General features: G+C 61.2%; 26 protein-coding genes and 2 tRNA genes. 15 read left to right on the top strand and 13 right to left on the bottom strand.

The genetic code is table 11. The features are described from left to right. Window positions 1-50: 50 nt before the first annotated feature. Complete coding sequence (gene tsf, locus EDD52_RS17300) at window positions 51-926, top strand: translation elongation factor Ts (protein WP_132247300.1); 876 nt, start codon at window positions 51-53, stop codon at window positions 924-926. Window positions 927-1279: 353 nt separating this feature from the next. Here tsf and EDD52_RS17295 read toward each other — a convergent pair whose 3' ends face one another. The 3 genes from EDD52_RS17295 to EDD52_RS17285 all read right to left on the bottom strand — a co-directional run bounded on the left by EDD52_RS17295 (window position 1280) and on the right by EDD52_RS17285 (window position 3196). Next, complete coding sequence (locus tag EDD52_RS17295) at window positions 1280-2047, bottom strand: LuxR family transcriptional regulator (protein ID WP_132247298.1); 768 nt, start codon at window positions 2045-2047, stop codon at window positions 1280-1282. Window positions 2048-2279: 232 nt separating this feature from the next. After that, a complete protein-coding gene (locus EDD52_RS17290) occupies window positions 2280-2849 on the bottom strand; it encodes a DedA family protein (protein WP_132247296.1) in 570 nt (189 codons plus the stop codon). Beyond that, window positions 2846-3196, bottom strand: a complete 351-nt coding sequence (locus EDD52_RS17285; protein WP_132247294.1) for a hypothetical protein — start codon at window positions 3194-3196, stop codon at window positions 2846-2848. The genes EDD52_RS17290 and EDD52_RS17285 overlap by 4 nt, the downstream gene beginning before the upstream one ends. 199 nt (window positions 3197-3395) lie before the next feature. Here EDD52_RS17285 and EDD52_RS17280 point away from each other — a divergent pair, with 199 nt between their 5' ends. Continuing rightward, window positions 3396-4163, top strand: a complete 768-nt coding sequence (locus tag EDD52_RS17280) for an SDR family NAD(P)-dependent oxidoreductase (RefSeq protein WP_132247292.1) — start codon at window positions 3396-3398, stop codon at window positions 4161-4163. Between the two features lie 19 nt (window positions 4164-4182). Here the strand turns inward: EDD52_RS17280 and EDD52_RS17275 are convergent. After that, a tRNA-Ile gene (locus EDD52_RS17275) sits at window positions 4183-4259 on the bottom strand. Window positions 4260-4391: 132 nt separating this feature from the next. On the opposite strand from EDD52_RS17275, the gene purM reads away from it, so the two are divergent. From purM to rnd, 3 genes are all read left to right on the top strand, one after another. Beyond that, window positions 4392-5438: a phosphoribosylformylglycinamidine cyclo-ligase gene (purM, locus tag EDD52_RS17270; protein ID WP_132247290.1), complete on the top strand. Its 1047-nt coding sequence runs from the start codon at window positions 4392-4394 to the stop codon at window positions 5436-5438. After that, a complete protein-coding gene (purN, locus tag EDD52_RS17265) occupies window positions 5435-6025 on the top strand; it encodes a phosphoribosylglycinamide formyltransferase (protein ID WP_132247288.1) in 591 nt (196 codons plus the stop codon). Before purM ends, purN begins: the two co-directional genes overlap by 4 nt. An 86-nt stretch (window positions 6026-6111) precedes the next feature. After that, window positions 6112-7269 carry a ribonuclease D gene (rnd, locus tag EDD52_RS17260; RefSeq protein ID WP_132247286.1) on the top strand — a complete coding sequence of 386 codons (1158 nt, stop codon included), beginning with the start codon at window positions 6112-6114 and terminating at the stop codon, window positions 7267-7269. Between the two features lie 159 nt (window positions 7270-7428). Here the strand turns inward: rnd and EDD52_RS17255 are convergent, their stop codons facing one another. Continuing rightward, window positions 7429-7938 (bottom strand): hypothetical protein, encoded by a 510-nt coding sequence (locus tag EDD52_RS17255; protein WP_132247284.1) that lies wholly within the window; start codon window positions 7936-7938, stop codon window positions 7429-7431. A gap of 134 nt (window positions 7939-8072) precedes the next feature. Here EDD52_RS17255 and EDD52_RS17250 point away from each other — a divergent pair, with 134 nt between their 5' ends. Then, the gene (locus tag EDD52_RS17250) at window positions 8073-8483 is read left to right on the top strand and encodes a SufE family protein (RefSeq protein WP_132247282.1); all 411 of its coding nucleotides are present in this window, start codon (window positions 8073-8075) and stop codon (window positions 8481-8483) included. A 407-nt stretch (window positions 8484-8890) separates the two neighbouring features. Next, window positions 8891-9763 (top strand): MBL fold metallo-hydrolase, encoded by an 873-nt coding sequence (locus EDD52_RS17245; protein ID WP_132247280.1) that lies wholly within the window; start codon window positions 8891-8893, stop codon window positions 9761-9763. Window positions 9764-9784: 21 nt separating this feature from the next. Here the strand turns inward: EDD52_RS17245 and EDD52_RS17240 are convergent, their stop codons facing one another. Both EDD52_RS17240 and EDD52_RS17235 read right to left on the bottom strand, forming a co-directional pair. After that, window positions 9785-10435, bottom strand: coding sequence for a DUF1638 domain-containing protein (locus tag EDD52_RS17240; protein ID WP_132247278.1), 651 nt, complete (start codon window positions 10433-10435; stop codon window positions 9785-9787). 49 nt (window positions 10436-10484) lie between these two features. Then, window positions 10485-11189 carry a corrinoid protein gene (locus EDD52_RS17235; protein ID WP_132247276.1) on the bottom strand — a complete coding sequence of 235 codons (705 nt, stop codon included), beginning with the start codon at window positions 11187-11189 and terminating at the stop codon, window positions 10485-10487. Window positions 11190-11351: 162 nt separating this feature from the next. Between EDD52_RS17235 and EDD52_RS17230 the strand changes: the two genes are divergently transcribed. Further along, window positions 11352-12455, top strand: a complete 1104-nt coding sequence (locus EDD52_RS17230) for a PA0069 family radical SAM protein (RefSeq protein WP_243651989.1) — start codon at window positions 11352-11354, stop codon at window positions 12453-12455. Between the two features lie 84 nt (window positions 12456-12539). Here the strand turns inward: EDD52_RS17230 and bmt are convergent, their stop codons facing one another. Both bmt and EDD52_RS17220 read right to left on the bottom strand, forming a co-directional pair. After that, on the bottom strand, window positions 12540-13556 hold the full coding sequence (gene bmt / locus EDD52_RS17225) for a betaine--homocysteine S-methyltransferase (RefSeq protein WP_132247274.1): 1017 nt from the start codon (window positions 13554-13556) through the stop codon (window positions 12540-12542). Window positions 13557-13764: 208 nt separating this feature from the next. Beyond that, entirely contained in the window at window positions 13765-14079 is a 315-nt protein-coding gene (locus EDD52_RS17220; protein ID WP_132247272.1) for a DUF1476 domain-containing protein, read from the bottom strand. Between the two features lie 158 nt (window positions 14080-14237). Here EDD52_RS17220 and purC point away from each other — a divergent pair, with 158 nt between their 5' ends. The 5 genes from purC (at window position 14238) to EDD52_RS17195 (ending at window position 19149) form a co-directional block, all read left to right on the top strand. Continuing rightward, a complete protein-coding gene (gene purC, locus EDD52_RS17215) occupies window positions 14238-14999 on the top strand; it encodes a phosphoribosylaminoimidazolesuccinocarboxamide synthase (protein ID WP_132247270.1) in 762 nt (253 codons plus the stop codon). A gap of 90 nt (window positions 15000-15089) precedes the next feature. Further along, window positions 15090-15320, top strand: a complete 231-nt coding sequence (purS, locus tag EDD52_RS17210; RefSeq protein ID WP_132247268.1) for a phosphoribosylformylglycinamidine synthase subunit PurS — start codon at window positions 15090-15092, stop codon at window positions 15318-15320. Between the two features lie 13 nt (window positions 15321-15333). Beyond that, a complete protein-coding gene (purQ, locus tag EDD52_RS17205) occupies window positions 15334-16002 on the top strand; it encodes a phosphoribosylformylglycinamidine synthase subunit PurQ (protein WP_132247266.1) in 669 nt (222 codons plus the stop codon). A 37-nt stretch (window positions 16003-16039) separates the two neighbouring features. Next, window positions 16040-17809 carry a sensor histidine kinase gene (locus EDD52_RS17200; RefSeq protein ID WP_132247264.1) on the top strand — a complete coding sequence of 590 codons (1770 nt, stop codon included), beginning with the start codon at window positions 16040-16042 and terminating at the stop codon, window positions 17807-17809. A 5-nt stretch (window positions 17810-17814) separates the two neighbouring features. Then, window positions 17815-19149: a sigma-54-dependent transcriptional regulator gene (locus EDD52_RS17195; protein WP_132247262.1), complete on the top strand. Its 1335-nt coding sequence runs from the start codon at window positions 17815-17817 to the stop codon at window positions 19147-19149. A 160-nt stretch (window positions 19150-19309) separates the two neighbouring features. Here EDD52_RS17195 and rocF read toward each other — a convergent pair whose 3' ends face one another. Next, a complete protein-coding gene (rocF, locus tag EDD52_RS17190) occupies window positions 19310-20236 on the bottom strand; it encodes an arginase (RefSeq protein ID WP_132247260.1) in 927 nt (308 codons plus the stop codon). Window positions 20237-20298: 62 nt separating this feature from the next. On the opposite strand from rocF, the gene EDD52_RS23730 reads away from it, so the two are divergent. After that, the gene (locus tag EDD52_RS23730; RefSeq protein WP_165907573.1) at window positions 20299-20454 is read left to right on the top strand and encodes a hypothetical protein; all 156 of its coding nucleotides are present in this window, start codon (window positions 20299-20301) and stop codon (window positions 20452-20454) included. A gap of 2 nt (window positions 20455-20456) precedes the next feature. On the opposite strand, the gene EDD52_RS17185 is transcribed toward EDD52_RS23730, so the two are convergent. Continuing rightward, entirely contained in the window at window positions 20457-20918 is a 462-nt protein-coding gene (locus tag EDD52_RS17185) for a disulfide bond formation protein B (RefSeq protein WP_132247258.1), read from the bottom strand. Then, the gene (locus EDD52_RS17180) at window positions 20915-21493 is read right to left on the bottom strand and encodes a YqaA family protein (RefSeq protein ID WP_132247256.1); all 579 of its coding nucleotides are present in this window, start codon (window positions 21491-21493) and stop codon (window positions 20915-20917) included. The genes EDD52_RS17185 and EDD52_RS17180 overlap by 4 nt, the downstream gene beginning before the upstream one ends. A 114-nt stretch (window positions 21494-21607) precedes the next feature. On the opposite strand from EDD52_RS17180, the gene EDD52_RS17175 reads away from it, so the two are divergent. Further along, window positions 21608-21693, top strand: a tRNA-Leu gene (locus EDD52_RS17175). A gap of 653 nt (window positions 21694-22346) precedes the next feature. Here EDD52_RS17175 and EDD52_RS17170 read toward each other — a convergent pair. Next, window positions 22347-23672, bottom strand: a complete 1326-nt coding sequence (locus EDD52_RS17170) for a pentapeptide repeat-containing protein (RefSeq protein WP_207906046.1) — start codon at window positions 23670-23672, stop codon at window positions 22347-22349. Window positions 23673-23691: the final 19 nt, after the last annotated feature.

Genomic DNA, 23691 nt, shown 5'->3' with positions numbered 1-23691 from the left:
GGGCGCGGCACCAGCCGCCCCCGACCCCCAAGAACATGAGGAGAGCCGATATGGCGATCACAGCATCCCAGGTGAAAGAACTGCGCGAAATGACCGGCGCAGGCATGATGGACGCCAAGAAGGCGCTGACCGAGACCGATGGCGACATGGAAGCCGCGATCGACTGGCTGCGCACCAAGGGTCTGGCCAAAGCCGCGAAGAAATCCGGCCGTACCGCCGCTGAAGGCCTCGTTGCCGTCAAGGTGGATGGTGGCAAGGGCGTCGCGATCGAGGTGAACTCCGAGACCGACTTCGTTGGCAAGAACGCCGAGTTCCAGGGCATGGTCGCTGCGATTGCAGATGCCGCGCTGAACGTGTCGAATGTCGAAGAACTGTCCGGCGCGGATCTGGGCGGCAAGACCGTCGCGGAAACCCTGACCGACAAGATCGCCACGATCGGCGAAAACATGACCCTGCGCCGGATGGCCTCTGTCGAAGCCGACACGGTTGTGTCCTACGTGCACGGTGCCGTGACCGAAGGCATGGGCAAGATCGGTGTTCTGGTTGCGCTGAAAGGTGACAACGCAGATTTCGGCCGTCAGGTTGCCATGCACATCGCAGCGGCCAACCCGCAGGCGCTTGACGAAGAGGCGCTTGATCCGGCCGTGATCGAAAAGGAACGTCAGGTCCAGATCGATATCGCGCGCGAATCGGGCAAGCCCGAGCAGGTGATCGAAAAGATGATCGTCGGCCGCATGAAGAAGTTCATGGGTGAAGTGACGCTGATGGGCCAGGCTTTCGTGATCAACCCTGATCTGACAGTAGAGGCTGCCGCGAAAGAGGCAGGCGTCGAGATCGTCGGCTACCAGCGTCTCGAAGTCGGTGAAGGCATCGAGAAGAAGGAAGAGGATTTCGCAGCCGAGGTGGCCAAGGCCGCACAGGGCTGATCCTGCCTTTCTTCGCCGTAAGGTGATTGCATAAAAAAATGGTGCCGCAGTGAAAGCTGCGGCACCATTCCGTTTCGGCCTCCCCATGACTGGGAACAGGTAGGGAGCACCGATGACATTCGGGCGAGCCAGTGAAAATGCGCTGGTCTCATCCGAACCGGCGGGGAGTGCCGGTTGGGACGACAGGGCCCAGTAATCGCCGGGATGCCGTCCCTTGTTCCTTTGGCTAAAGCCACCACTCACGGAACACCATCAGCATGCCCGCTAACCTTAGGTCAGGGAAGTCAGGTTTTCCCCACCTATGCGCAATGTCCGGCATTTGGTATGGTGAGGATATTGTTGTTTAGTGATTGTCAGGTTTGAACATCCAGAATGAACATCTGGTTCTGGAAGGAAGCCTTAAGTACGGCCTGCGCTGTAGTCTCCACGCTCAGTGCAGCGCGGGCCAATCTCAGGTGCTTTTCCACCGTTGCGGTGGTCAGCCCCATGAGGATCGCAATATCCTGCATTGTCTTTCCATCCCCGACCCATTCCAGCGCCTCGCGCTGGCGCGGTGTCAACGTGCGGTTGGGGGCCGAATAGGGCAGCGTCAGGATCTTGAGATGGGCAAGATTGTTCATGATCGTGATATCGTCGCCGTGGCGCTTCCAGATATCGTCGACCTCGTCCTGGGTCAGGCCTTTGCGCGCCGTCAGGGCGATGGCACCTTTGGAACGCGCAGAGACTGATTTGAAACTGAGCGTATAGCCCGCCGTGACACCCTGCGAGAGGTTGAAGTCAACCACCCGGCGCTCGGCCTTGCTCAGCGCATCGGCGCGCGCCATATCTGCGATCACACGCCAGCTGCAATCGCCTTCATTTTCCAGCGCCCAATTCACCATAGGCGCGTGATGATAGAATCCCTGACCGATGAACACATCCGTGTAGGCCTTGCTGTGATTGGTCAGCAGCAAGAAGTCATTGGGATCCCCCAAAGAGCTGGCACTGCGAAAACGGGTAAAGCCATACATGATCCGGTCAAAGCCGAACTCCGCCATGCGCTTGGTGTGCATGGACCAAAGCTCTTCGATACTGGGGGAATTGGTCAGGTCGATCAGGTACTTTTTATCGCCGACGTTCATGTCTGCCTCTTGTCATTTCGGATCAGCCGAGGTGCCGGATCGGTCCGTGGAGGCGGGATCTGGCAGGTCTCCTGAATCCGAACACTTGTGACTTGGATGCCTGCCGGACGGCACCCTTACAAAAATCGGATATAAACGGCATCCTTGATGGATGCGCATGAGCGTGACAGGTGGATTGTTGCCTGTCCAGTGCGATTTTTGATCAGAAGTTCAAATCGACGGTACTGTTTCCCTAAGGTCGCGTGTCGTGGCGGATGAACCGCCACAACAGCCAGGCCAGTACGCCAAAGGCCAGAAATCCGGTTGCGTTGCCAAGCGTTTCCGCGATCAACGACACGTAAGTCCCAAAGACATATCCCAGCCCCAGATAGGCCGTGACCCAGACGACTTCGCCCGCGATGTCATAGGGGGTAAACTGACGCATCGGCATGGCCACCGCGCCCGCCACGTAATTGACGCCCGGCCCCAGAGGCGCAAGCAGCCAGCGGGTCAGGAAAACGGCCGCGCCGCCGCGTTCTTCCAGCGTGTAGCGGGCGCGGTCCATCAGCGGAATGCGCCTGCGTTGCAGGTAGGGCCCGCCCCAGCGGCCAAGCGAATAGCCCAGATGGTCGAACACGATAGCGGCCAGCAGGCTTGTCAGGTAGACCGGTACTGCCTCGAAATCGCCTGATGCGATCAGTGATCCACTGATCAAAAGCGTCAGCGATGCCGGGGCAGGTGCGCCCAGGCAGCCCAGGCCGATGATCAGCACCAGCACCGGAAGCCCGTAGACTGGCAGCCATTGCAAAGCCGTCTCGGTCATTCAGCTACGGCTTTCTCCTGCAGGATCGTCTGCATGACGTCCTCTGCATAGGCGTCGAATTCCATGTTCCGGTCGTGGGCAAGCTGGCCAAGGCTCGATTTGTGGTCCGGCGCCGGGCCAAGCTCCAGCGCCTCGCGCAGGCTGCGCCGGTCTATGTCCCAGGATCGGGCGACGTAGCCAACCGTCATCCAGGGTTCGAGCTGCTGGTCATGGTGCCGGGGATCGTTCCAATAGACCATGTCAGCGGCCAGTCGAACCGCGAAAAAGACCATCGCCGCCAGCGACAGGCCCAGAAGCCAGCGTGCGGCGCGGCGATTGCGTTCGCGATTCTTTCCAAAGCGTCCCAAGCACGGCCCTCCGCAGTTTCGCACAGTTTGACGGATTGAAGGGCAAGGAACAATGGTGGCACGCGCAGGGCAGGTTCGCGGGCGTCAAGCGGGCGATCCATTGAATGGGATTGCACTTGGTGCCAGTGCCGCGCAGGTTACCCACCAAGGGGCGTGTCTGCATTCAACCGCGCCCAGTCGTCAGAGGGAGGAGAAATTCATGCAGATCGACAGTAGCAGGGTGGCTGTGGTCACAGGCGGCGCATCGGGGCTGGGGGCCGCCACGGCGCGGGCGCTTGCCACTGCCGGGGCGACGGTCGTGCTGTTTGACATGAACGACACGTCCGGCCCGGAGATGGCGAAAGAGCTGGGCGGCGCCTTTCACAAGGTCGATGTCAGCGATGCCGACTCCGTTCGTTCCGCCCTGGCGCAGGTCGAGGCAGAGCAGGGGCGGCTCGACATTCTGGTCAATTGCGCAGGCGTGGGCCCGGCGGCGAAAACCGTGGGACGCGACGGCGCACATGATCCTGCCATGTTCGCAAGGACGATTGGGATAAACCTCATCGGAAGCTTTAACTGCGCAAGCCAAGGCGCTGCATTAATGTCGAAAAATGAACCCGGCATGGCGGATGGAAGCCGGGGCGTGATTATCAATACCGCCTCTGTGGCTGCGTATGAAGGGCAGGTTGGACAAGTGGCCTATGCCGCCTCCAAAGGGGGGGTCGTGGGCATGACCCTGCCAATGGCACGCGATCTGGCGAGCCTTGGGATCCGGGTGTGCAGCATCGCGCCGGGTCTTTTCCTGACGCCGATGTTGCAGGGCCTTCCGCAAGAGGTTCAGGACAGTCTTGGCCAACAGGTGCCATTCCCGTCGCGTCTGGGGGATCCGGCCGAATATGCGGCGCTGGCCATGCATATCATCGAGAATCAGATGCTCAACGGCGAGGTGATCCGCCTTGACGGTGCGATCCGCATGGCGCCGCGCTAGGGGGGCATCTGTGGCGATATGGTAGGCCCGGCAGGACTTGAACCCGCAACCAAAGCGTTATGAGCGCTCTGCTCTAACCAATTGAGCTACAGGCCCGCCATGGCGCTTTGACTAAGCAGCCGCGTTCTGCCCGTCAAGGGGGGATGGAGAGGGGCCGCGGTAGCCTTTGGCGTTGAGATTGCCCCGCCAATCCAGTAAGGCGCGCGGAAGGCGACGTGGAGAGCAGCGATGAGCGACGGCAAGAACGGCATTACCTACGCGGATGCGGGTGTGGATATCGACGCGGGCAACGCGCTGGTGGACAGGATCAAACCGGCCGCCGCGCGGACGAAACGACCCGGCGTGATGTCCGGGCTTGGCGGGTTCGGCGCGCTTTTTGATCTCAAGGGCGCAGGCTATAGCGACCCGGTGCTGGTCGCGGCCACGGATGGTGTTGGCACCAAGCTGCGCATCGCGATTGACACTGGTCACGTCTCTGGCGTGGGGATCGATCTTGTCGCCATGTGCGTCAACGATCTGGTCTGTCAGGGTGCCGAGCCGCTGTTTTTCCTTGATTATTTCGCCACGGGCAAGCTGGACACCGATACTGCCGCGCAGGTGATCGAAGGCATCGCCGAAGGCTGCGCGCAATCCGGTGCCGCCCTGATTGGGGGCGAGACGGCCGAGATGCCCGGCATGTACCCGGCGGGTGATTTCGACCTCGCGGGCTTTGCCGTGGGCGCGATGGAGCGTGGTCAGGACCTGCCTTCGGGCGTGGCAGAGGGTGACGTGCTGCTTGGGTTGGCCTCGGACGGGGTGCATTCCAACGGCTATTCGCTTGTGCGCAAACTTGTGGACGTTTCCGGCCTTGGCTGGGAGGCCGATTGCCCCTGGGCCGAAGGCTCGGTGGGCCAGGTTCTGCTGACGCCGACGCGGCTTTACGTGCGCCAGGTGCTTGAGGCCGTGCGCGCGGGCGGCGTACACGCGCTGGCGCATATCACCGGCGGCGGGCTGACCGAAAACCTGCCGCGCGTGCTGCCCGAAGGCATGGGCGCCGAGATTGACCTTGATAGCTGGGAGCTGCCCGCCGTGTTTGGCTGGATGGCCGATACGGGCGGAATGGCAGAGGCCGAGCTGCTCAAGACCTTCAACTGCGGCATCGGCATGATTGCGGCCGTCGCCCCGGACCGTGCCGATGAACTGACTGCCATCCTGACCACTGCGGGGGAAACCGTCACCCGGCTTGGCACTGTGACAGCGGGGCAGGGCGTCACCTATTCCGGATCGCTTCGTTGAAACGAGTCGCCATCCTGATTTCGGGCGGCGGATCGAATATGCTGCGGCTGGTCGAGGACATGACCGGCGATCATCCTGCGCGCCCTTGCCTTGTGCTGGCCAATGACCCGGATGCGGGCGGGCTGGTCAAGGCCGCCGCCTTGGGCGTACCCACCGCGGCCATTGATCACCGCCCCTACAAGGGCGACCGCGCCGCGTTCGAGGCCGCTTTGCAGGCCCGACTGGAAGAGGCGGCCCCCGATATCCTGTGCCTTGCCGGTTTCATGCGGGTGCTGACCGCGCCTTTCGTGAATGGCTGGAAGGGGCGGATGCTGAACATCCACCCGTCGCTCTTGCCGAAATATCGCGGCCTGCACACCCATGCCCGCGCGCTTGAGGCGGGTGATACCGAACATGGCTGCACCGTGCATGAGGTGACGGCAGAGCTGGACGGTGGGCCAATCTTGGGACAGGCCCGTGTACCGGTCAATTCCGGCGACACCCCGGACGATCTGGCCGCCCGCGTTCTGCAAATGGAACATCGGCTTTACCCTGCTGTGCTGCGCCGTTTTGCGGCAGGCGACAGGACGCCTGTGCAGATGCCCTGACCGGCTGGCAATCCCCCGGATTGCCGGCTAACGTCGTAGTCCTGAGCGGACAAACCGCCACCCAAGCAGGAAGCTGAAGACATCGAATGCAGACCTTGACGACGACGCAGGCGCTTGCGGAATTTTGCGCCAGAGCACGGCAGAAGCCCTATGTCACCGTTGATACAGAATTTCTGAGGGAGCGGACCTATTATTCAAAGCTCTGTCTGATCCAGCTCGCTTTTGCCGGGGACGAAGAGGATAACGCGGTCCTCGTCGATCCTCTGGTCGATGGGCTTTCACTGGACCCGTTATACGAGCTGTTCCGCGACACCAATGTGGTCAAGGTCTTCCACGCGGCACGACAGGATCTGGAGATCTTCTATGTCGATGCAGGCGTGATCCCCGATCCGCTGTTTGACACGCAAGTGGCGGCCATGGTCTGCGGGTTTGGCGACCAGGTCGGGTACGAAACGCTGGTGCGCAAGATCGCCAAGCAGCAGCTCGACAAATCTTCACGCTTCACCGACTGGTCGCATCGACCCCTGTCAGAGGCGCAAAAGACGTACGCGCTGGCCGACGTCACCCATCTGCGCGAGATCTATGAATATCTCGCGGCGCGGCTGAAAAAGAGCAACCGGCAACATTGGGTGGCGGAGGAGCTCAAGACCCTTACCAGCCCGGAAACCTATGTCACGCGCCCCGAGGATGCCTGGGCGCGGATCAAGACGCGTTCCAATTCGCCACGTTTCCTGGCAATCGTGCGCGAACTTGCCACCTTCCGCGAGGCCTATGCCCAGCAGCGTGATGTCCCGCGCAACCGTGTGATCAAGGATGATGCGCTGGTCGAGCTGGCCTCGACCAAGCCCACCAACATGGCAGAGCTTGGCCGGTCGCGTCTGCTGCTGCGCGAGGCGCGCAAAGGCGAAATCGCCGATGGAATCCTCAAGGCGATTGCTGCGGGTGTGAACTGTCCGAAGGACAAGTTGCCCGAACCCGACCGCAGTCGTGACAAGCTGCAGGTCAACCCGGCGCTTGCGGATCTCCTGCGCGTCCTTCTGAAGGCCAAGACCGAAAGCTCGGGCGTCGCGTCCAAGCTGATTGCACCTGCCTCTGACCTTGACGCGCTGGCCGCGGGTTTGCGCGATGTGGACGCGCTGACCGGATGGCGGCGGGAAGTTTTCGGCGCTGATGCGCTGAAGCTTTGCGAAGGCCGTATCGCGCTGGCGGCGAAGGGAAACTCGGTCAAAGTGATCGAAATCTGATTACAGCGCCCCGGAGATAGCCGGGGCGTCAGCCTATCGGAAACCCTTGGTAGCCCGTCGTAAATTTCAGATGTAAATCATCGCGCGGGGTCCGTAATGCGGATCCTTCGCTGTCCTGCGACTGTCAAACTTGGCAGCTTCAGGGTGCCTCAGGCGGGATTACCGTCTGCTGGTCCGTACGTTGCGCGCCGCGTTGACCCGGATCTCGCGGACGTCGCGCAGCTCTTGATCGGTTAGGTGGACAGCGACGGTCACCGTGCGCGGCCAATCGCTTTGCGTGGTCGGGTTTGGCGGTTGATAGGCGCGCAGATCATAGGCCAGGGTGCCCGCCTGGCTTTGGTCTTCATTCTTGACCAGGCGCGCCTCGAACGGGCCCAGCCGGTCTGCAACACCGGTGACACGGATCACGGCGCCGCCGGGCCGGCGCTCGATCAGCAATTCGGAGACCTCGCCAAGAAGCTGCCCCGAATAGGCTGGCGCATCCGGCCGGAAGATTGACGCACGGCGTTGGGGGATCAGCGGATTGGCGGCACCCGTGCCGTCGGATGCAACGGCGGTGGATTGGCTGCGCCCGAACCAGTTGAATGGGTTGAGGCGCGAGTCGCGGATCGTTCCGCAGCTTGTCAGAACCAAAGCCGAAACCACCAGAGCCGAGAGTGCCTTTTGCATGCGCCGCCTGCCTTCATTGCCGTCTTCCTCCCGGTTATCGCATTGCGGGGCGCTTGAAAAGCGCGAAGGCGGGCTGGACCTTTGCCCGACAGCGACTTAGGTCTCGCCAGACACTAGCAGACAAGGGGTTCGCCATGGCGCAGGCCGCATTCGAGGATATCGCCGGGGATTTCGAATTTCTCGATGATTGGGAAGACCGCTACCGGATGGTGATCGATCTGGGCCGCGACATGGAGCCGCTGGCCGACGAGCTGAAAGTGCCCGCCACGAAGGTCGAAGGCTGCGCTAGCCAGGTCTGGCTATACCCGCGCTGGCAGGATGGCGTCTTTCACTTTGAGGGTGACAGCGACGCAATGATCGTGCGGGGGCTGATCGCGCTGCTGCGGACGCTTTACAACGGCCTGACCCCGGCAGAAGTGCTTCAGGTCGATGCCCGGGCAGAGCTTGGCCGTCTTGGCCTGAACGACCATCTCTCGGCGCAACGCTCCAACGGGTTGCGCGCAATGGTCGAGCGCATCCGGTCGGTCAACGCCGCCGAGGTTTGACCACGTCCTTGGGCCTGTCGGGCCTGTCGCGTTTTATGGGCAGGGGCTGTCATTCCAGCTCTGCCCGGATTTCGTGCGCGCTCTTCGGCCTGTCTGGCCAAGCGTTATAAGCCGACGCCGTCCCGGCGCGACGGTTGGTCGCAATCCTCTTTCGTTTTCAAGAGGATATTAATATTCAACTTACATTATGTATTGCGACGCCTATCTAGTGATCATCAGACCTGATGCCCTGTGAGGCGCGATGTTGCCTGACCCGTCCGCCGCATCCGACCAGTGCGTGACATGTCCAGACGGCGTTGGAACGGCATGGCGGGTGAGGGAGTTGCCCAAAGGGGCGGCCCGGTTTTTCGCCTTTGCGGTGATGTCGGGTGTCCAACCATTAAACCAGAACCGAACGGAGCAGACCGATGAGCAACCCTGTCGTGAAATCCTTCTGGGATGAACCCACCGGAAGCTGGCAATATGTGTTCCACGACCCTGATACGATGAAGGGCGCGGTGGTTGACCCGGTTCTGGATTTCGACCCGCTTGCGGGTGCCACCTCTACCGCCAATGCGCAGCGGCTGCTGGATTACATCAACGCCACAGGGATCGAGCTTGTCTGGATCCTTGATACGCATCCGCATGCCGATCACTTTTCTGCCGGCCCATGGCTCAAGTCGCAGACGGGTGCCACCACGGCGATTGGGGCAAAGGTGACGGCCGTGCAAGAGCTGTGGAAGGAGATCTACAACCTGCCCGATGATTTTGCGACCGATGGCAGCCAATGGGATCACCTTTTTTCAGACGGCGATGGGTTCATGGTGGGCAATGTGCCAGTGAAGGTGATGTTCTCGCCGGGGCACACGCTGGCCTCGATCACCTATGTCGCGGGTGACGCGGCCTTTGTCCATGACACGCTGATGATGCCGGACAGTGGCACGTCGCGTGCGGATTTCCCTGGCGGCAGTTCCAAGGCGCTTTATCACAGCCTTCAGGCGATCCTCGCGCTACCGGATGAGACGCGGGTCTTTGTTGGTCACGACTATGCGCCAGACGGGCGCGATGCTCAATGCGAGGCGACGGTGGCCCAGCACAAGGAAAGCAACATTCACCTCAAAGGCGCGCCGACAGAGGCCGAATACCGGGCCGTGCGTGACAAGCGGGATGCCAGCCTGCCATTGCCAAGGCTGATGCTTGCAGCGCTGCAGGTGAATATTCGCGGCGGTCGTCTGCCAGAAGCAGAGGAAAACGGGCGGTCATATCTGAAGCTGCCGCTGAACTATTTCGAAAGCAGGTAGCTGCCTGCGAGGCGCCTGACGTCAGTCCTGCGCCCATCGGGCCATGGTGGTTGCCAGATCGCCATAGCCCGTGGCCCGACGCTCAAAGCTCAGCCCCAGCCGTTCAGCGCAGTCGCGGGCGGTTTCGGTCAGGGCGGGGTCGTCGGTTTGCGCCAGATAGACCAGCTTTTCGTAATGGCCGAAATAGCTGTCGCGCAGCTGTGGATGGCGGTCGAGCCCGAGTGGGCGCCAGACGAAGGCGTCGAACTGACGGGTCAGGAAATCGGTCAGATAGAAGGCGGTGAATTCGTCCTCTGCCTGGGCCGAGAAAGCCTCATTCCCTTCAAAGAAACTGTAGCAATGCGGTCCTGCGATCATCGTCACACCCATGTCTTCACAAGCGGCCTGTAGCTGTCCGCCCGTTCCGCAATCGGCATAGGCAACATGGATCGTGCGGTAGTTTTCGCGGTGCCGTTCGACCGCCTGTCGCACGGCGTCCGTTATGCGCTCTGGATGGTTGTGCAGGATCGCGGGCAGGCATTGCAGGTCCACGTGGTCCCAGCCATTGAGTCGCGTCAGGGCAAGGATCTCTCGGGCCAGAGCACCGCAGGCAATAACCAGAACGCGGCCATTTCCCGATGCGGGCAGGCCGCCTTCGGTCAGGGTGTCGTCGCTGGGGAACGTGTCAGTCATAGCGGTGTGCCGTTCAGCCCGCCCCGGGATGGGACGGGCATAATCTCAATCAGCCCGCTGCCATCTGGTTGTGCTTGCGGGCCATGAATTCCTTGGCGGTCTCCACCGCGACGGCAGCATCGCGACAATAGGCATCGGCGCCAATGGCGCGGCCGAATTCCTCGTTCAGCGGCGCACCGCCAACCAGCACGATATAGTCGTCACGGATGCCCTGTTCGACCATCGTGTCGATCACGACCTTCATGTAGGGCATCGTCGTGGTCAGCAGGGCCGACATGCCGACAATATCCGCACCTTCGGTTTTCGCCGTGTCAAGATACGCGTCCACGGCATTGTTGATGCCCAGATCGACAACTTCGAAACCCGCGCCTTCCATCATCATGCCGACAAGGTTCTTGCCGATGTCGTGGATGTCGCCCTTGACCGTGCCGATCACCATCTTGCCGACGCGCGGCGCGCCGGTCTCGACCAGAAGCGGCTTGAGGATGGCCATGCCGCCCTTCATGGCATTGGCGGCGAGCAGCACCTCGGGGACAAAGAGGATCCCGTCGCGGAAATCGCGCCCGACGATGGTCATCCCGCCGACCAGCGCCTCTGTCAGGATGCGGTAGGGTTCCCATTTGCGTTCCAGCAGGATGTTGACGCCCTCTTCGATCTCTTCCTTGAGACCGTCATAGAGGTCATCGAACATCTGTTGGACCAACTCGTCGTCGTCGAGTTCCGACAGGATGATATCGTCTTCTTCTTCCGACATGGGTTATTCCTTGTACGCATCGGCGGGGCGTCTGCCCCGTAGTTTCAAGTTATCAATTCTGCTGTATTGCGGGTGTTTGACTACGCGATTTCCGACATGCGCCGCCATGCTACCGACTTGCAGGCGCGAATCTACGCAAGGGCAATTGCGGATGTTCCGCTTATGTTCTATTTTGGCGGCATGGAGCATAGCCAACCGAAGATCGCGCCAGAGCAGCGGCGCGGGCGCGCTGCGCCAAGCTGCGAAACGGGCCGTTTCGAGCGGCATTCCCGGCATGCGGAATGGGATGGCTGGGACATGGCCGAAGACCTGCCGGTCATCCGCACGCAAATCAGCGATGAACGGCCACGCAGCCTGATCATCTATAACCGCTCGCCCGACTTGCCCTTCGACCGCTCGATCAACCCCTATAGGGGGTGTGAACATGGGTGTATCTACTGTTTCGCGCGGCCCACTCATGCCTATCTGGGCCTGTCGCCGGGACTGGATTTCGAGACGAGGCTGGTGGCGCGTCCCGATGCGCCAGACATTCTGGCGCGTGAGTTGCGGTCCAAACGATATCGCGTTGCCACGCTTGCGATCGGCACGAATACCGACCCGTATCAGCCGGTCGAGAGGTCGCGCGAGATCATGCGCGGCTGCCTTGAAGTGTTGCGCGCCTTTCGCCATCCCGTTGCTATCGTCACAAAGGGCACGCTGGTGGAGCGTGACATCGACATTCTGTCGGACATGGCGGCGGATGGTCTTGCGCGGGTCGGGATTTCGGTCACGACGCTCGACCGCGTGCTGTCGCGCAAGATGGAACCACGCGTCCCGGCACCAAAACGCCGCCTTGCGACGATCCGCAGGCTGACAGAGGCGGGCATTCCGGTGCGCCTGATGGTGTCGCCGGTTGTCCCTGCGCTCACGGATCCGGAGCTGGAGGATATCCTGGAAGCGGGCGCAGAGGCGGGGGCGGATGCCGCAAGCTGGATCATGCTGCGCCTGCCGCTTGAAGTCTCGCCGCTTTGGCAGGAATGGCTGGCAGAACATTACCCCGGACGCGCCGCGCGGATCATGGCCCGGCTGCGAGAGATGCATGGGGGCAAGGATTACGACGCGCGCTGGGGGCGCCGGATGCGGGGCGAGGGGCCTTATGCCGAGATCATCGCGCGCCGGTTTGTGGTGGCCGCCAGACGGCTGGGGCTGGACCGCAAAACGCCAGCCCTGCGCTGCGACCTCTTCCGCGCGCCACCGCGCGCCGGGGATCAGCTCGACCTGTTCTGAAGCGATGTTCGCGGTCATGACCATTCTGCCGCCCGATCCGAAAGGGAAGGGCGCTCCTGCTTGTCTTGTCGTCTTTTAGCTGCGTCAGCTACGGGCGCGGCGCCTGCGCGGACGATCAGGCTTTGCCGCATCGCTGCCGGTGCCGTCGCTATCGGATGAGAAACCGCCCAATGTCCCGGCGATCACCTCCAGCGAGGGGCGTGGGCCGCGTGGCCGGGTTTCCAGCGCAACGCGCATGGCGCGAAGGTGTTCCGGCATGGTTCCGCAGCAGCCGCCGATGATTCGTGCGCCGCAATCGCGGGCCAGCACGGCGTATTCCGCCATCAGCTCGGGTGTGCCGTCGTAATGGATATGGCCTTCCTCGAACCGCGGGATACCGGCGTTGCCCTTGGCGATGATAGGCCGTTCGGTGCCCTGCGCGGTAAAGCCCAGCGTGGTGCGCAGCAGATCCGATGCGCCCACGCCGCAATTCGCCCCGAAAGCGATGGGCGGGTTGGGCAGGCTGTCGACAAGCTGAACCATGCCGGCGGAGGTCAGCCCCATCATCGTGCGCCCGGCTGTGTCAAAGCTCATCGTGCCGCACCAGTCCATCCCGGCATTGGCAAAGCCTTCGGCGGCGGCGCGGTATTCTTCGGGGGCAGAGATCGTTTCCAGCCACAAGACATCTGCGCCACCAGCCTTCAGACCCTTGGCGGTTTCCTCGAACATGGCAACGGCATCGGCATGGCTCAGATCGCCCACGGGCTGCATGATCGCACCCGTCGGCCCGACAGAGCCTGCAACGATCACCTTGCGCCCGGCCTTGTCGGCAACCTCGCGGCCGATCTCGGCTGCGATGCGCGACAGTTCGAAGGCGCGATCCTCCGCCTTGTGCAGTTTCAGGCGCGAGGCATTGGCACCGAAGCTGTTGGTCAGGAAGATATCGCTGCCCGCATCAACGGCCCCCTGATAAAGCTTTATGATCTTGGCGCGTTCATCGACATTCCAGAATTCCGGCGGCTCGCCCGATTCCAGCCCCATGTTGAAGAGGTTCGTGCCCGTCGCACCATCGGCCATCAGCCAGTCGCGTTCGCTCAGAAGCTTCGTCAGGGGATTTGTCATTGAACAGGGTACTCGTGGGTCAAGAGGAATGCGCCCATGTCCCATATTGCCGGGGTTGACGCAAATTCATAATCCTCATCTTCATTATGAGGATCGAGGCTAAGCCGTGCGGGACGGCAAGGGTGAACCGAAATGCCAAGCGCCCCGAACCGGTCGGGCCGGTGGGGCGCGTTGCAATCGCTTCCAACCCGCGTGACGGGCGGGTCGCTCAGGCTTCCTTGAGCAACTGGCCTTTGGCGACGATCAGCAGATCGGCCATTTTCGCGCGGATCTCGTCGGCGGTGGCAATGTCGCCCAGATCGCCTGCAACCTTGCGCACGACATCTTCGTGGCCTGCTTCCTCGAAATCCGCCTTGATCACTTCGCGGGCATAGGCGTCGGCATCGGCGCCGGTCTTGCCCAGCAATTCAGCCGCCCAAAGGCCCAGAAGCTTGTTGCAACGCGCCTCGGCACGGAACTTCATTTCCTCGTCATGGGCGAACTTGTTTTCGAAGGCGCTCTCGCGATCGTCAAAGGTGGTCATTGGGGCTGCTCCCTGATGCAAATCCGATTTATCCTGATATGCGTGACAAGAGGTCCAAGGGCAAGAGGGTTGAGCCATGCTTGCGACAATGCCGCCCATGCACTAAGAGGGCGCAATGCGGCGGGGACTCGGCCCTGCATGGCAAAGAAAGAGACAAGATGGCGCGGCGCAAGAAAATCTACGAAGGCAAGGCAAAGATCCTTTATGAAGGTCCGGAGCCGGGCACCATCGTTCAGTATTTCAAGGACGACGCGACCGCTTTCAATGCGCAGAAGAAAGACGTGATCGACGGTAAGGGCGTGCTCAACAACCGCCTGAGCGAATATTTCATGACCGGTCTGAACAATATCGGCGTGCCCACGCATTTCATCCGTCGGCTGAACATGCGCGAACAGCTCGTGCGCGCCTGCGAGATCATTCCGCTGGAAATCATCGTGCGCAACTATGCCGCGGGCAGCCTGTCCAAGCGGCTGGGGATCGAGGAGGGCACCTCGTTGCCGCGCCCGATCGTCGAATATTGCTATAAAGATGACAAGCTGGGCGATCCGCTGGTCACCGAGGAACATATCGCCGCCTTTGGCTGGGCCAGCCAGCAGGACATGGATGATATCCTGAGCCTCGCGCTGCGGGTCAACGATTTCATGTCGGGTATCATGATGGCGGTCGGCATCCGTCTGGTCGATTTCAAGATCGAGATCGGGCGCGTGTATGACGGCGATTTCCAACGCCTGATCATTGCCGATGAAATCAGCCCTGACAGCTGCCGCCTTTGGGATATCGAGACCGGGCAGAAGCTTGACAAGGACGTGTTCCGCCGGGATCTGGGGTCGCTGACTGACGCCTATACCGAGGTCGCGCGACGTCTGGGCGTGATGCCCAAGAACGCCACCCAGATGACAAAGCCGACATTGATCAACTAAGCCGCGCGCCCGGTGCGGGCGGCGGCTATCCATCATTGCAAGAAAAGGGGCAGGGCGCGGGTCTTGCCTCATTGACGACCGGAGAGCGAGATGAAGGCACGGGTTCATGTGATGCTGAAGGACGGGGTACTCGATCCGCAGGGAGAGGCCGTGCGTCATGCGCTTGGCTCGTTGGGGTTTGAGGGCGTCGACAAGGTGCGCCAGGGCAAGGTGATCGAGCTGGATCTGGCCGATGGCACCCCCGAAGAGACCGTGCGAGAGATGTGCGAAAAGCTGCTTGCCAACACGGTGATCGAACGCTTCGATATCGAACTGGTCTGAGGAGAGCCCGGACATGCGCGCAGCCGTCATCGTTTTCCCCGGCTCCAACTGCGACCGGGACATGGCCACCGCCCTGACAGCGGCTGGGCTGGATGTCACCATGGTCTGGCACAAGGACACGGATCTGCCTGCAGGTCTGGATCTGGTGGCACTGCCGGGCGGCTTTTCCTTTGGCGATTACCTGCGTTGCGGCGCAATTGCCGCCAATTCCCCGATCTGTCGGTCTGTAAAGGCGCATGCCGAACGCGGCGGCTTTGTCCTTGGGGTTTGCAACGGCTTTCAGATCCTGACGGAAACGGGTTTGCTTCCGGGGGCGCTGCTGCGCAATGCCGGGTTGAAATACATCTGCCGCACGACGCCGCTGAGCGTTGCGACGACGGACAGCGTCTACACCTCCGCCTATGAAAAGGGTGCGCAGATCAGCATCCCGATTGCCCATCACGATGGCAATTACACTGCCGATGCCGACACAGTCGCGCGTTTGCAGGGCGAGGATCGCGTGGCCTTTACCTATGCCGAGAACCCCAACGGATCGATGTCCGACATCGCGGGCGTCCTTTCTGCCAACCGCCGGGTGCTGGGTATGATGCCGCATCCCGAACGGGCGGCGGATGAACGCCATGGCGGGACCGATGGTGCGCCGTTTTTCGCTCATCTGACGCAGGCGCTTTCTGACGCCTGACTTGAGGAATTGCCGCCGGAAGCCTACTCTGGTCGGCATGGTCACGCGCGCCCCAACAGTTGAAAACAAGAAACGGTCCGCCCCGCTGAGCTGGCGGGTGCGGCTGGCGCTTGTCAGCCTGTTCATTCTGGCCGCCGTGACGGTCTATTTCACCAACCGTTTGCTGACCGACCGGTTCACCGAATCGACGCGCAACCGGGCGGAGCTGCGGCTGGCGCTCTATTCAGGCAACCTGCTGTCGGAACTGCGCCGGAACGCGATTGTCCCGCAGCTTCTGGCGCGTGACCCGGCGTTGATCGGGGCGTTGAACTCCAACGACTTTTCGCAATCGACCCAGCGGCTCATCTCTTTCGTGGACGAGATTGGCGCCGCTTCGTTGATGTTGCTGGATCGGGACGGGCGCACAGTGGCCGCGACCGACAGGAACCGTCTGGGATCTTCTCACCGGACGGCGAGCTATTTCGTCGAAGGGTTGCGATCCAACCAGACCGTGTTCACCACACTGCCGCGGGAAAGCGGCGGCTATGTCTTCACGTATTCGCGCCGCGTGGAAAGTGACGGCAATGTCGTCGGTGTGATCGTCGTCGAGGTTGATCTTGCAAAGTTCGAACGAGCCTGGGCCGGGATTTCCGACGCGGTACTGGTGACGAATAGCGAAGGGATCATCATCCTTGCGACAGAGCCGCGCTGGCGTGGGATGACAGAGGAAAAAGCGCTGGTTCTTGAGCCAGCCGAGAACGCCATCGAGCGCGCGATCAATTACACCGATAGCTGGAGAGGCGATCACCCCGATGCCTATATCCAGGGCGAGGCCGTGATACGCACCGAAAGCCGGATCAGCTTTCGCGGCTGGCGCATGGTCAGCTTCACCACCTTTGCTTCGGTGAGGGAGAAGGTGAACGGTGTAATCGCGTTAGAGATCATGGGCTTTGCGATCCTGCTGGCGCTCGCCTTTTACGTGCTCAGCCGAAAGACGGCGCTGCGCATGGCGCTGTTCCAGCGGGAATCGGCAGAGCTGCGCGAGTTGAACCTTCGGCTTCAACGCGAGATCGCGGAGCGCGAGAAGGTACAGGAAAACCTCGCCGTGGCTGAACAGACTCTGGCGCAAAGCTCCAAGCTGGCCGCACTTGGCGAGATGTCGGCGGCCGTCAGCCACGAGTTGAACCAGCCACTGGCCGCGATGAAGACCTATCTGGCAGGGGCGCGGCTTCTTCTGCGGCGCGAGCGTACCGAAGAAGCAATGTCGAGCTTCAATCGCATCGATGACCTGATCGAACGGATGGGCGCGATCACCCGGCAGCTGAAATCCTATGCCCGCAAGGGCCAGCAAGAGCTTAGCCCGGTAGACCTGCGCGATGCGCTGGTATCCGCGCTGTCGATGATGGAGCCGCAGTTGAAGCTGCGTCAGGTCAAGATCACCCGTATCCTGCCGGAACATCCGGTGATGGTCATGGGCGACCGGATGCGGATCGAGCAGGTCATGGTGAACCTGTTGCGCAATGCGCTGGACGCCACCAAGGCAGAGCCCGATCCGGAGGTCGACATTCTGTTATCCTCGGGTCAGGTTGCGCGCATGACGGTGCGCGACAATGGCCACGGGATCGAGGATCTGGAAGCGCTGTTCGAGCCTTTCTATACAACCAAACAGCCCGGCGACGGTGTAGGTCTGGGGCTTGCCATCTCCTCTGGCATCGTGACCGACCTTGGTGGCCGTCTGACGGCGCGGAATTCCGAAACGGGTGGGGCAGTATTCGAGATGCAACTGCCTATATTGAGCGAACAAAGTGAAACACGGGCCGCGGAGTAGAACTGATGTCCAAGGCAATGAAGATCGCCATCGTTGATGACGAACAGGATATGCGGCAGTCGATCAGCCAATGGCTGGCGCTGTCGGGCTATGACACCGAAACCTTTGCCAGCGCAGAGGATGCGCTTGGTACGCTTGGGGTGGATTACCCCGGCATCGTGATTTCGGATATCAAGATGCCGGGAATGGACGGGCTGCAACTGCTGAAAAAGCTGATGAGCACGGATAGCGCATTGCCGGTGATCATGATTACCGGCCACGGCGACGTTCCAATCGCCGTCGAGGCGATGCGCGTGGGGGCGTTCGATTTTCTGGAAAAGCCGTTCAACCCCGACAAGATGACCGAGCTTGCAAAGAAGGCGACGAATGCCCGGCGCCTGACGCTGGACAACCGCGCCTTGCGCAAGGAACTGTCCGACGGTGGCCAGCTTATGAAAAAGCTGATCGGCGCGTCGCCTGTGATGGAACGGCTGCGCGAGGATATTCTCGATCTCGGTCAGGCAGACGGGCATGTGCTGATAGATGGCGAGACAGGAACCGGCAAGACCCTGATTGCCCACGCCTTGCATGCTGTCGGGACGCGGGCGGGCAAGCGATTTGTATTGGTGCCCTGCGCCGCTTACGATGAGGATGCGTTGATCCGGCGTCTTTTTGGCCCCGTGCAGCCCGAGGATCCCGAACTGCCCGCGATGGAGCAGGCCCGCGGGGGCACGCTGGTTCTGGAAGACATTGAGACGCTGGGTGACAGTGCGCAGGCCCGTTTGCTGAGCGCCATCAATGAGCAGGGAAGCCCGCCGGAGACGCGGATTGTCGCGATCTCAAACCTTCAGAATGAAGGGCGCACCTGCGAGGACGCGCTGCGTTCCGGCCTGTTCTATCGGCTTGCGGCACTTCGGATCACGGTGCCGCCCCTGCGGCAGCGCGGCGAGGATATCCTGACGCTTTTCAACCGCCTGAGCGAGCAATTCGCAGAGGAATATGGCTGCGATGCGCCAGAGATCAGCGCGCAGGAGGCGGCCCAGCTTTTGCAGGCGCCCTGGCCGGGTAACGTGCGCCAGCTTATCAATCTGGCGGAGCGCGCCGTGTTGCAGTCGCGGCGGACCTCGGGGACCATCTCCTCGCTGCTGATGAACGACCACGACGACATGCAGCCGGTGATGACCACCGAGGGCAAGCCGCTCAAGGAATATGTTGAAGCGTTCGAAAGAATGCTGATCGACAACACGATGCGGCGACACAAAGGGTCCATCGCCAGCGTGATGGAAGAGCTTTGCCTGCCGCGCCGGACGCTGAACGAAAAGATGGCCAAATACGGATTGCAGCGATCCGATTACCTTTGATCGGGCAACCTCCCGGCGCGCAATATCGCGCCGGGGCGTCTCGTCTCTTTGCCGATAGGGTCACGCGGTCTATTCGTCGCGACCGCGTAGGGGGCAGGCCGCAACGCGCATCAATGCGCGCTGTTTGCGCAGTGCCTGAAGTTCCTCCGCCGATCCGCCGTCAGAGCAGGCGGGTGGTCGGGCGGTCAAATACGCGGCGCCCAAGTGCCGAGGCTGCAAGATCCACCATGAGCTGGGCAGTGCGCCCGCGTTCGTCCAAAGCGGGGTTCAGCTCCACAAGGTCGAGTGAGGTCATCAGCTCGCTGTCATGCAACATTTCCATGACGAGATGCGCTTCCCGGACGGTTGCACCGCCCGGAACGGTGGTGCCGACCGCCGGTGCCACCATCGGGTCCAGAAAATCGACATCCAGCGAGACATGGAGCGCGCCATTGGCACGTGAGACCTCTTGCAGGAAGGCTTCCAACGGTTTCGCGATGCCGTTCTCGTCAATATCGCGCATATCGTGGCGACGGATCTCGCTTGCCTGTAACGCTTCCTTTTCGGCCGCATCGACAGAGCGCAGCCCGATGATGCAGATGTTCTTTTGCGCAATCGGGTTGGTCACCGCTGGCAAGCCGGGAAAGCCGGGGCGCCCGGTCAGATAGCCCAGTGGCGTGCCATGCATGTTGCCGGAGCTTGATGTGTCGGGCGTGTGGAAATCTGAATGCGCATCGAGCCAGAGCACGAATTGCGGACGGCCCTCGGACGCGGCATGTTCGGCCACCCCATGGACAGAGCCCAGCGACAGGCTGTGATCGCCACCCAGAAAAATCGGCAGGGAATCGGCCATCGCCGCGCGGGCCACGCGCGACAGGGCATGGGTCCATCCGGCCGTTTCCGGGTAGGCGTGGATATGCGCCGGTACGTCACCGCCGGGAACATCATCGGGCGAGATATTGCCCATATCGGTCACGCTGAGGCCCAAATCCCGCAGGGCTTCGGCCAGTCTTGCAGTGCGCATGGCGTCCGGTCCCATCAGGCAGCCGCGGCCGCGACGTCCGCTGTCGACAGGTGCGCCAATCAGGCGGCAATGGGTTGTGGTCATGGCGTCCTCCGTTCGGTTGCGGCCTGTATATCTTCAATCCACGGTGAAATGGAGGTTCCATTTTGAGCAAATTGAAAGGCTGTATTCAGTTCCTGCTGGGGTTCTGTCGTTTAAGACGCATCGAAGTAAACCTGACTGCTGTGCTGCTTTTCAACACGCGAGAGCTGAATTCCGATCACCGCATCGAACCCGACCGCGTTTTTGTCAGTCCGCAGTGATGTCAGTCTCTTGCGCGATAGGCCGCGATCCATACTGCGGCCAGAAAGAGCGACGCAATGGCGTTCCAGCTTGCCATCGACAGGCCCAGCATCTCCCACGGTACATCGTCGCAGCGCACCAACGGGGCGGACATGATCTGGTTGAGCAAATCTTCCGTCGACAGCCCCTCGACAGGGCCAGAAGTGCAAGTGTCCGGCCCCGGCCACCATCCGCGTTCCACCCCGGTGTGATACATCCCGACGCCCGCCGTACCAAGAGCCGCCAGCGCGCCCAGCAATGTCAACCAGCGTTGCCCCAGTGCCAAGGCGAGCGCGGCAATTGCTACCGCCACGGCGTGTGGATAGCGTTGGTAGATGCACAGCTTGCAAGGCGCCATGCCCCCGATGTGCTGGAACCCGAAGGCGCCCAGGATCAATAGGGCCGAACCAAGCCCGGCAAGGATCGTCAGGGTCTTGCAGTTCATAGGTACTTCACCACCAGGAATCCTCCGAGAAGCAACACCACGAAGGCTGTAAAGACAAGCCCCAGACGCTTCTCGATGAAATCACGAATTGGTGCGCCAAAGATCCGCAGCAAACCGGCGACGATGAAGAATCTCAGCCCGCGCGCCAGAACCGATGTGGCAATGAACGTCACCAGCGGCATCCCGGTCCAGCCCGACATGATGGTGATGACCTTGTAGGGGAAGGGCGTGATGCCAGCCACGAGCACGGCCCAGAAGCCAAAGTCGTTGAACTGTGTGTTGAACGCGGCGACCGCATCGGCTTTGCCCAGAGATTGCAGGATCGGCAGGCCAAGCTGTTCGTAAAAAAGCGCCCCGATGGCATAGCCCAGCAAGCCGCCGACCACGGAACTGACCATGGCCACCCCAGCGATCAGCCATGCCTTGCTTGGACGTGCAAGGATCATGGGGATCATCAGAACATCGGGGGGAATCGGAAAGACAGAGCTTTCGATGAATGCGACGAAGGCCAGCACCCAAAGGGCCTGGGGATGGTCCGCGAGGCCAAGCATGCGGTCATAGGTACGGCGAAGCATCACAAATCTCACGTCATTCGGGTTGCTTGGCTAAGAACATGTGGCGCTTTGCAGGTCAACATATGACTTTGCCTCTGGACGAAGCCGTCGCGCTTGGTTAGAGAACACCGCGTTGCCCAAGTGGCGGAATGGTAGACGCAGGGGATTCAAAATCCCCCGCCTTAACGGGCGTGCCGGTTCGAGTCCGGCCTTGGGTACCAATCAATTCAAAGGCTTGCGCTCTGTGCAACAGAGCGTAAGCCGGGCCAAAAACTTCGCGTCGCGAAGGACAAGGCTACGCATTGAGAAGCACGAAGAGACTTTTTGGACCCCGTCGCAATTTTTTCCTCCGAGAGGTTAGGCGACACTGTGCCCCGGTGCCGTAGGGAACGGGGTAGGCGTCTGCGCCAGTAGTAACCGGCGCGGCGCGTTTCGAGGTGGGATGGTAGTCTCCGATTCCGGGGCATAGAAATGCCCTCCTGTGCACATGTCGTGCACCGCCGTGTGCACCTCGTCGTCGAGCTCCGACTCTGGATCTCGAAAACTCAATGTTTTCAGGGGGTAGCTGGTAAATTGGCTCCGGCGGTAGGGGCCGGAGACTATGGCAGAAAATCCAGCAAAATCAACGATGCGGCCTCTGCGAGCGCACCGTATCTATAAAAGTGTGCACAATCGCAGGCGGCACGCAAGTGCAATTCCTGCATCGGCTTTTGAATTCTGTTCAAGTCGAGTTTGGTGGGGTGCAGACTTTTGTTATGAATAAGGGACCAGCAGGGTGGGGGGACAGGAGCCGCGAGATATAGGTGTCGGGTATCGGGACAGGTCCGGACCTCGATGCGAGCGGCACAGAGGTCAGGTAGTAATGAGCCCCATCTCACTGAAATGGGCGGCCGAAAAACGTGAGTAAAAATATGGCAAGAAGATATAGGCTTATGAGCGACTGCACACCCGCCAATGTCCTCAGATAGCCTGTCGCGACATACTCCACCTTGTTCGCGCGCAGGCGTGAGACCCATTCGCCGACATTCACGTCCCGGAAGCCGACCCGAAACACCATGGCAAGGCTGAAGAGGGCCCCGTGCTTTACGGCCTGCGGCAGCGTCGCGGGATGCAGTCGCGTCACCTCGGCATCCCCGGCGCGCACGAAGGCCCGGTATGGTGGCTTGCGCAGCGAGCGGAGCACGATTCTGCCTTCCATCTGCGACTCGTAGAGCGCGAATTCGGCAGATCTCGGCGCTATCCTCAATGCCGCAGTGTATGCCGCCCCGAATAAAATCCACGAAAGCATGAGGCCCCACAGTGCGCCGAATGGGCGGGTCCCGTAGTCGACCGGAATATCGAAAAGTAACCTGCGAAAGATAGCGACGACGCCGTCCGTGAAATTTGACAGGGGGTCGGCCAAGAAATGCGCGACCATCAGGTCGTTTCGCATTTCCTCCCGCGCCGCAGTCGCGTCGCGCTCCGCCTGCCTGTGCCCAGCTTGCGACAACGTCTCGATCAAATGGTTGAGCCCGGAGAAATCAGGCTCTGCTACCGGCGTTTCGCAGTCCGCAATCGGCGCGCCGAACGAGGACTCGCAGAGATTGACGCGGAGACTGCGGACGCCGCGAAGGTTGCCGACATTCCCGCGGTCGAATTGACCGCGAGGTTGCCAAATGCTGTGGGCGAGTGTCGCCCCGAACAAATCGGCCCCCTCAAGGTTCGTGTTCACGAGCCAGGCTGCCGTCAGGTCCGACCGTGACAACGAAGCCCCGCTCAAGTTGGCCCCCGTCAGATCTGCGCCGGTGAACTTGGCTCCCAGAAGCGACGCTCCCGTCAGGTCCGCCGCCGCAAGGTTCGCGCGGGACAGGTCCTGTTGCCAGATTCGTGCATGAGCGAGTTCGGCGCCGGCAAGATTGGCACCGACGAGCAGCGAGTCGGACATCTGCACCTTGGACAGATCGACTTCAACCAATACAGCGCCTGTGAAATCGATCCCTTCCAGCTTTTTACCCCGCAGGAACCCGGGCTCCTCCGCCTCGATCAACGTCCGTCTGATATTGTGGCAGGACAGGTCCAGTCGCGGGCCAAATCGTGTCTCTGCGCGCTCTGCCGCATGCGACTTCAGCGCCGTCTGCAAATCTGTGAAGTCGATTTCGACGAACCGTTCACAGGCCCGCTCCCGCTGCGCGTGGACAGCGGTCGCAAAGAGTAGTGTCATGGCAATTACGACCCACCGA

The sequence above is a fragment of the Primorskyibacter sedentarius genome (assembly GCF_004342065.1).
In the GTDB taxonomy this organism is placed as follows: domain Bacteria; phylum Pseudomonadota; class Alphaproteobacteria; order Rhodobacterales; family Rhodobacteraceae; genus Primorskyibacter; species Primorskyibacter sedentarius.
Note: the sequence above shows the minus strand (reverse complement) of the source record. Positions and strands in the feature narration are given on the sequence as shown.

What these genes read in the sequence shown, in the direction of transcription:
- EDD52_RS17230 (WP_243651989.1), top strand. Translation starts at nt 11,352, where the DNA reads ATGTTCTATTTTGGCGGCATGGAGCATAGCCAACCGAAGATCGCGCCA.
- EDD52_RS17200 (WP_132247264.1), top strand. Translation starts at nt 16,040, where the DNA reads ATGGTCACGCGCGCCCCAACAGTTGAAAACAAGAAACGGTCCGCCCCG.
- EDD52_RS17240 (WP_132247278.1), bottom strand. Translation starts at nt 10,435, where the DNA reads ATGACTGACACGTTCCCCAGCGACGACACCCTGACCGAAGGCGGCCTG.
- purC (WP_132247270.1), top strand. Translation starts at nt 14,238, where the DNA reads ATGGCGCGGCGCAAGAAAATCTACGAAGGCAAGGCAAAGATCCTTTAT.
- EDD52_RS17185 (WP_132247258.1), bottom strand. Translation starts at nt 20,918, where the DNA reads ATGAACTGCAAGACCCTGACGATCCTTGCCGGGCTTGGTTCGGCCCTA.
- EDD52_RS17290 (WP_132247296.1), bottom strand. Translation starts at nt 2,849, where the DNA reads ATGACCGAGACGGCTTTGCAATGGCTGCCAGTCTACGGGCTTCCGGTG.
- bmt (WP_132247274.1), bottom strand. Translation starts at nt 13,556, where the DNA reads ATGACAAATCCCCTGACGAAGCTTCTGAGCGAACGCGACTGGCTGATG.
- purQ (WP_132247266.1), top strand. Translation starts at nt 15,334, where the DNA reads ATGCGCGCAGCCGTCATCGTTTTCCCCGGCTCCAACTGCGACCGGGAC.
- EDD52_RS17250 (WP_132247282.1), top strand. Translation starts at nt 8,073, where the DNA reads ATGGCGCAGGCCGCATTCGAGGATATCGCCGGGGATTTCGAATTTCTC.
- rocF (WP_132247260.1), bottom strand. Translation starts at nt 20,236, where the DNA reads ATGACCACAACCCATTGCCGCCTGATTGGCGCACCTGTCGACAGCGGA.
- EDD52_RS17195 (WP_132247262.1), top strand. Translation starts at nt 17,815, where the DNA reads ATGTCCAAGGCAATGAAGATCGCCATCGTTGATGACGAACAGGATATG.
- EDD52_RS17170 (WP_207906046.1), bottom strand. Translation starts at nt 23,672, where the DNA reads ATGACACTACTCTTTGCGACCGCTGTCCACGCGCAGCGGGAGCGGGCC.
- EDD52_RS17255 (WP_132247284.1), bottom strand. Translation starts at nt 7,938, where the DNA reads ATGCAAAAGGCACTCTCGGCTCTGGTGGTTTCGGCTTTGGTTCTGACA.
- EDD52_RS17245 (WP_132247280.1), top strand. Translation starts at nt 8,891, where the DNA reads ATGAGCAACCCTGTCGTGAAATCCTTCTGGGATGAACCCACCGGAAGC.
- tsf (WP_132247300.1), top strand. Translation starts at nt 51, where the DNA reads ATGGCGATCACAGCATCCCAGGTGAAAGAACTGCGCGAAATGACCGGC.
- EDD52_RS17295 (WP_132247298.1), bottom strand. Translation starts at nt 2,047, where the DNA reads ATGAACGTCGGCGATAAAAAGTACCTGATCGACCTGACCAATTCCCCC.
- purM (WP_132247290.1), top strand. Translation starts at nt 4,392, where the DNA reads ATGAGCGACGGCAAGAACGGCATTACCTACGCGGATGCGGGTGTGGAT.
- EDD52_RS17180 (WP_132247256.1), bottom strand. Translation starts at nt 21,493, where the DNA reads ATGCTTCGCCGTACCTATGACCGCATGCTTGGCCTCGCGGACCATCCC.
- EDD52_RS17235 (WP_132247276.1), bottom strand. Translation starts at nt 11,189, where the DNA reads ATGTCGGAAGAAGAAGACGATATCATCCTGTCGGAACTCGACGACGAC.
- EDD52_RS17220 (WP_132247272.1), bottom strand. Translation starts at nt 14,079, where the DNA reads ATGACCACCTTTGACGATCGCGAGAGCGCCTTCGAAAACAAGTTCGCC.
- EDD52_RS17280 (WP_132247292.1), top strand. Translation starts at nt 3,396, where the DNA reads ATGCAGATCGACAGTAGCAGGGTGGCTGTGGTCACAGGCGGCGCATCG.
- rnd (WP_132247286.1), top strand. Translation starts at nt 6,112, where the DNA reads ATGCAGACCTTGACGACGACGCAGGCGCTTGCGGAATTTTGCGCCAGA.
- purS (WP_132247268.1), top strand. Translation starts at nt 15,090, where the DNA reads ATGAAGGCACGGGTTCATGTGATGCTGAAGGACGGGGTACTCGATCCG.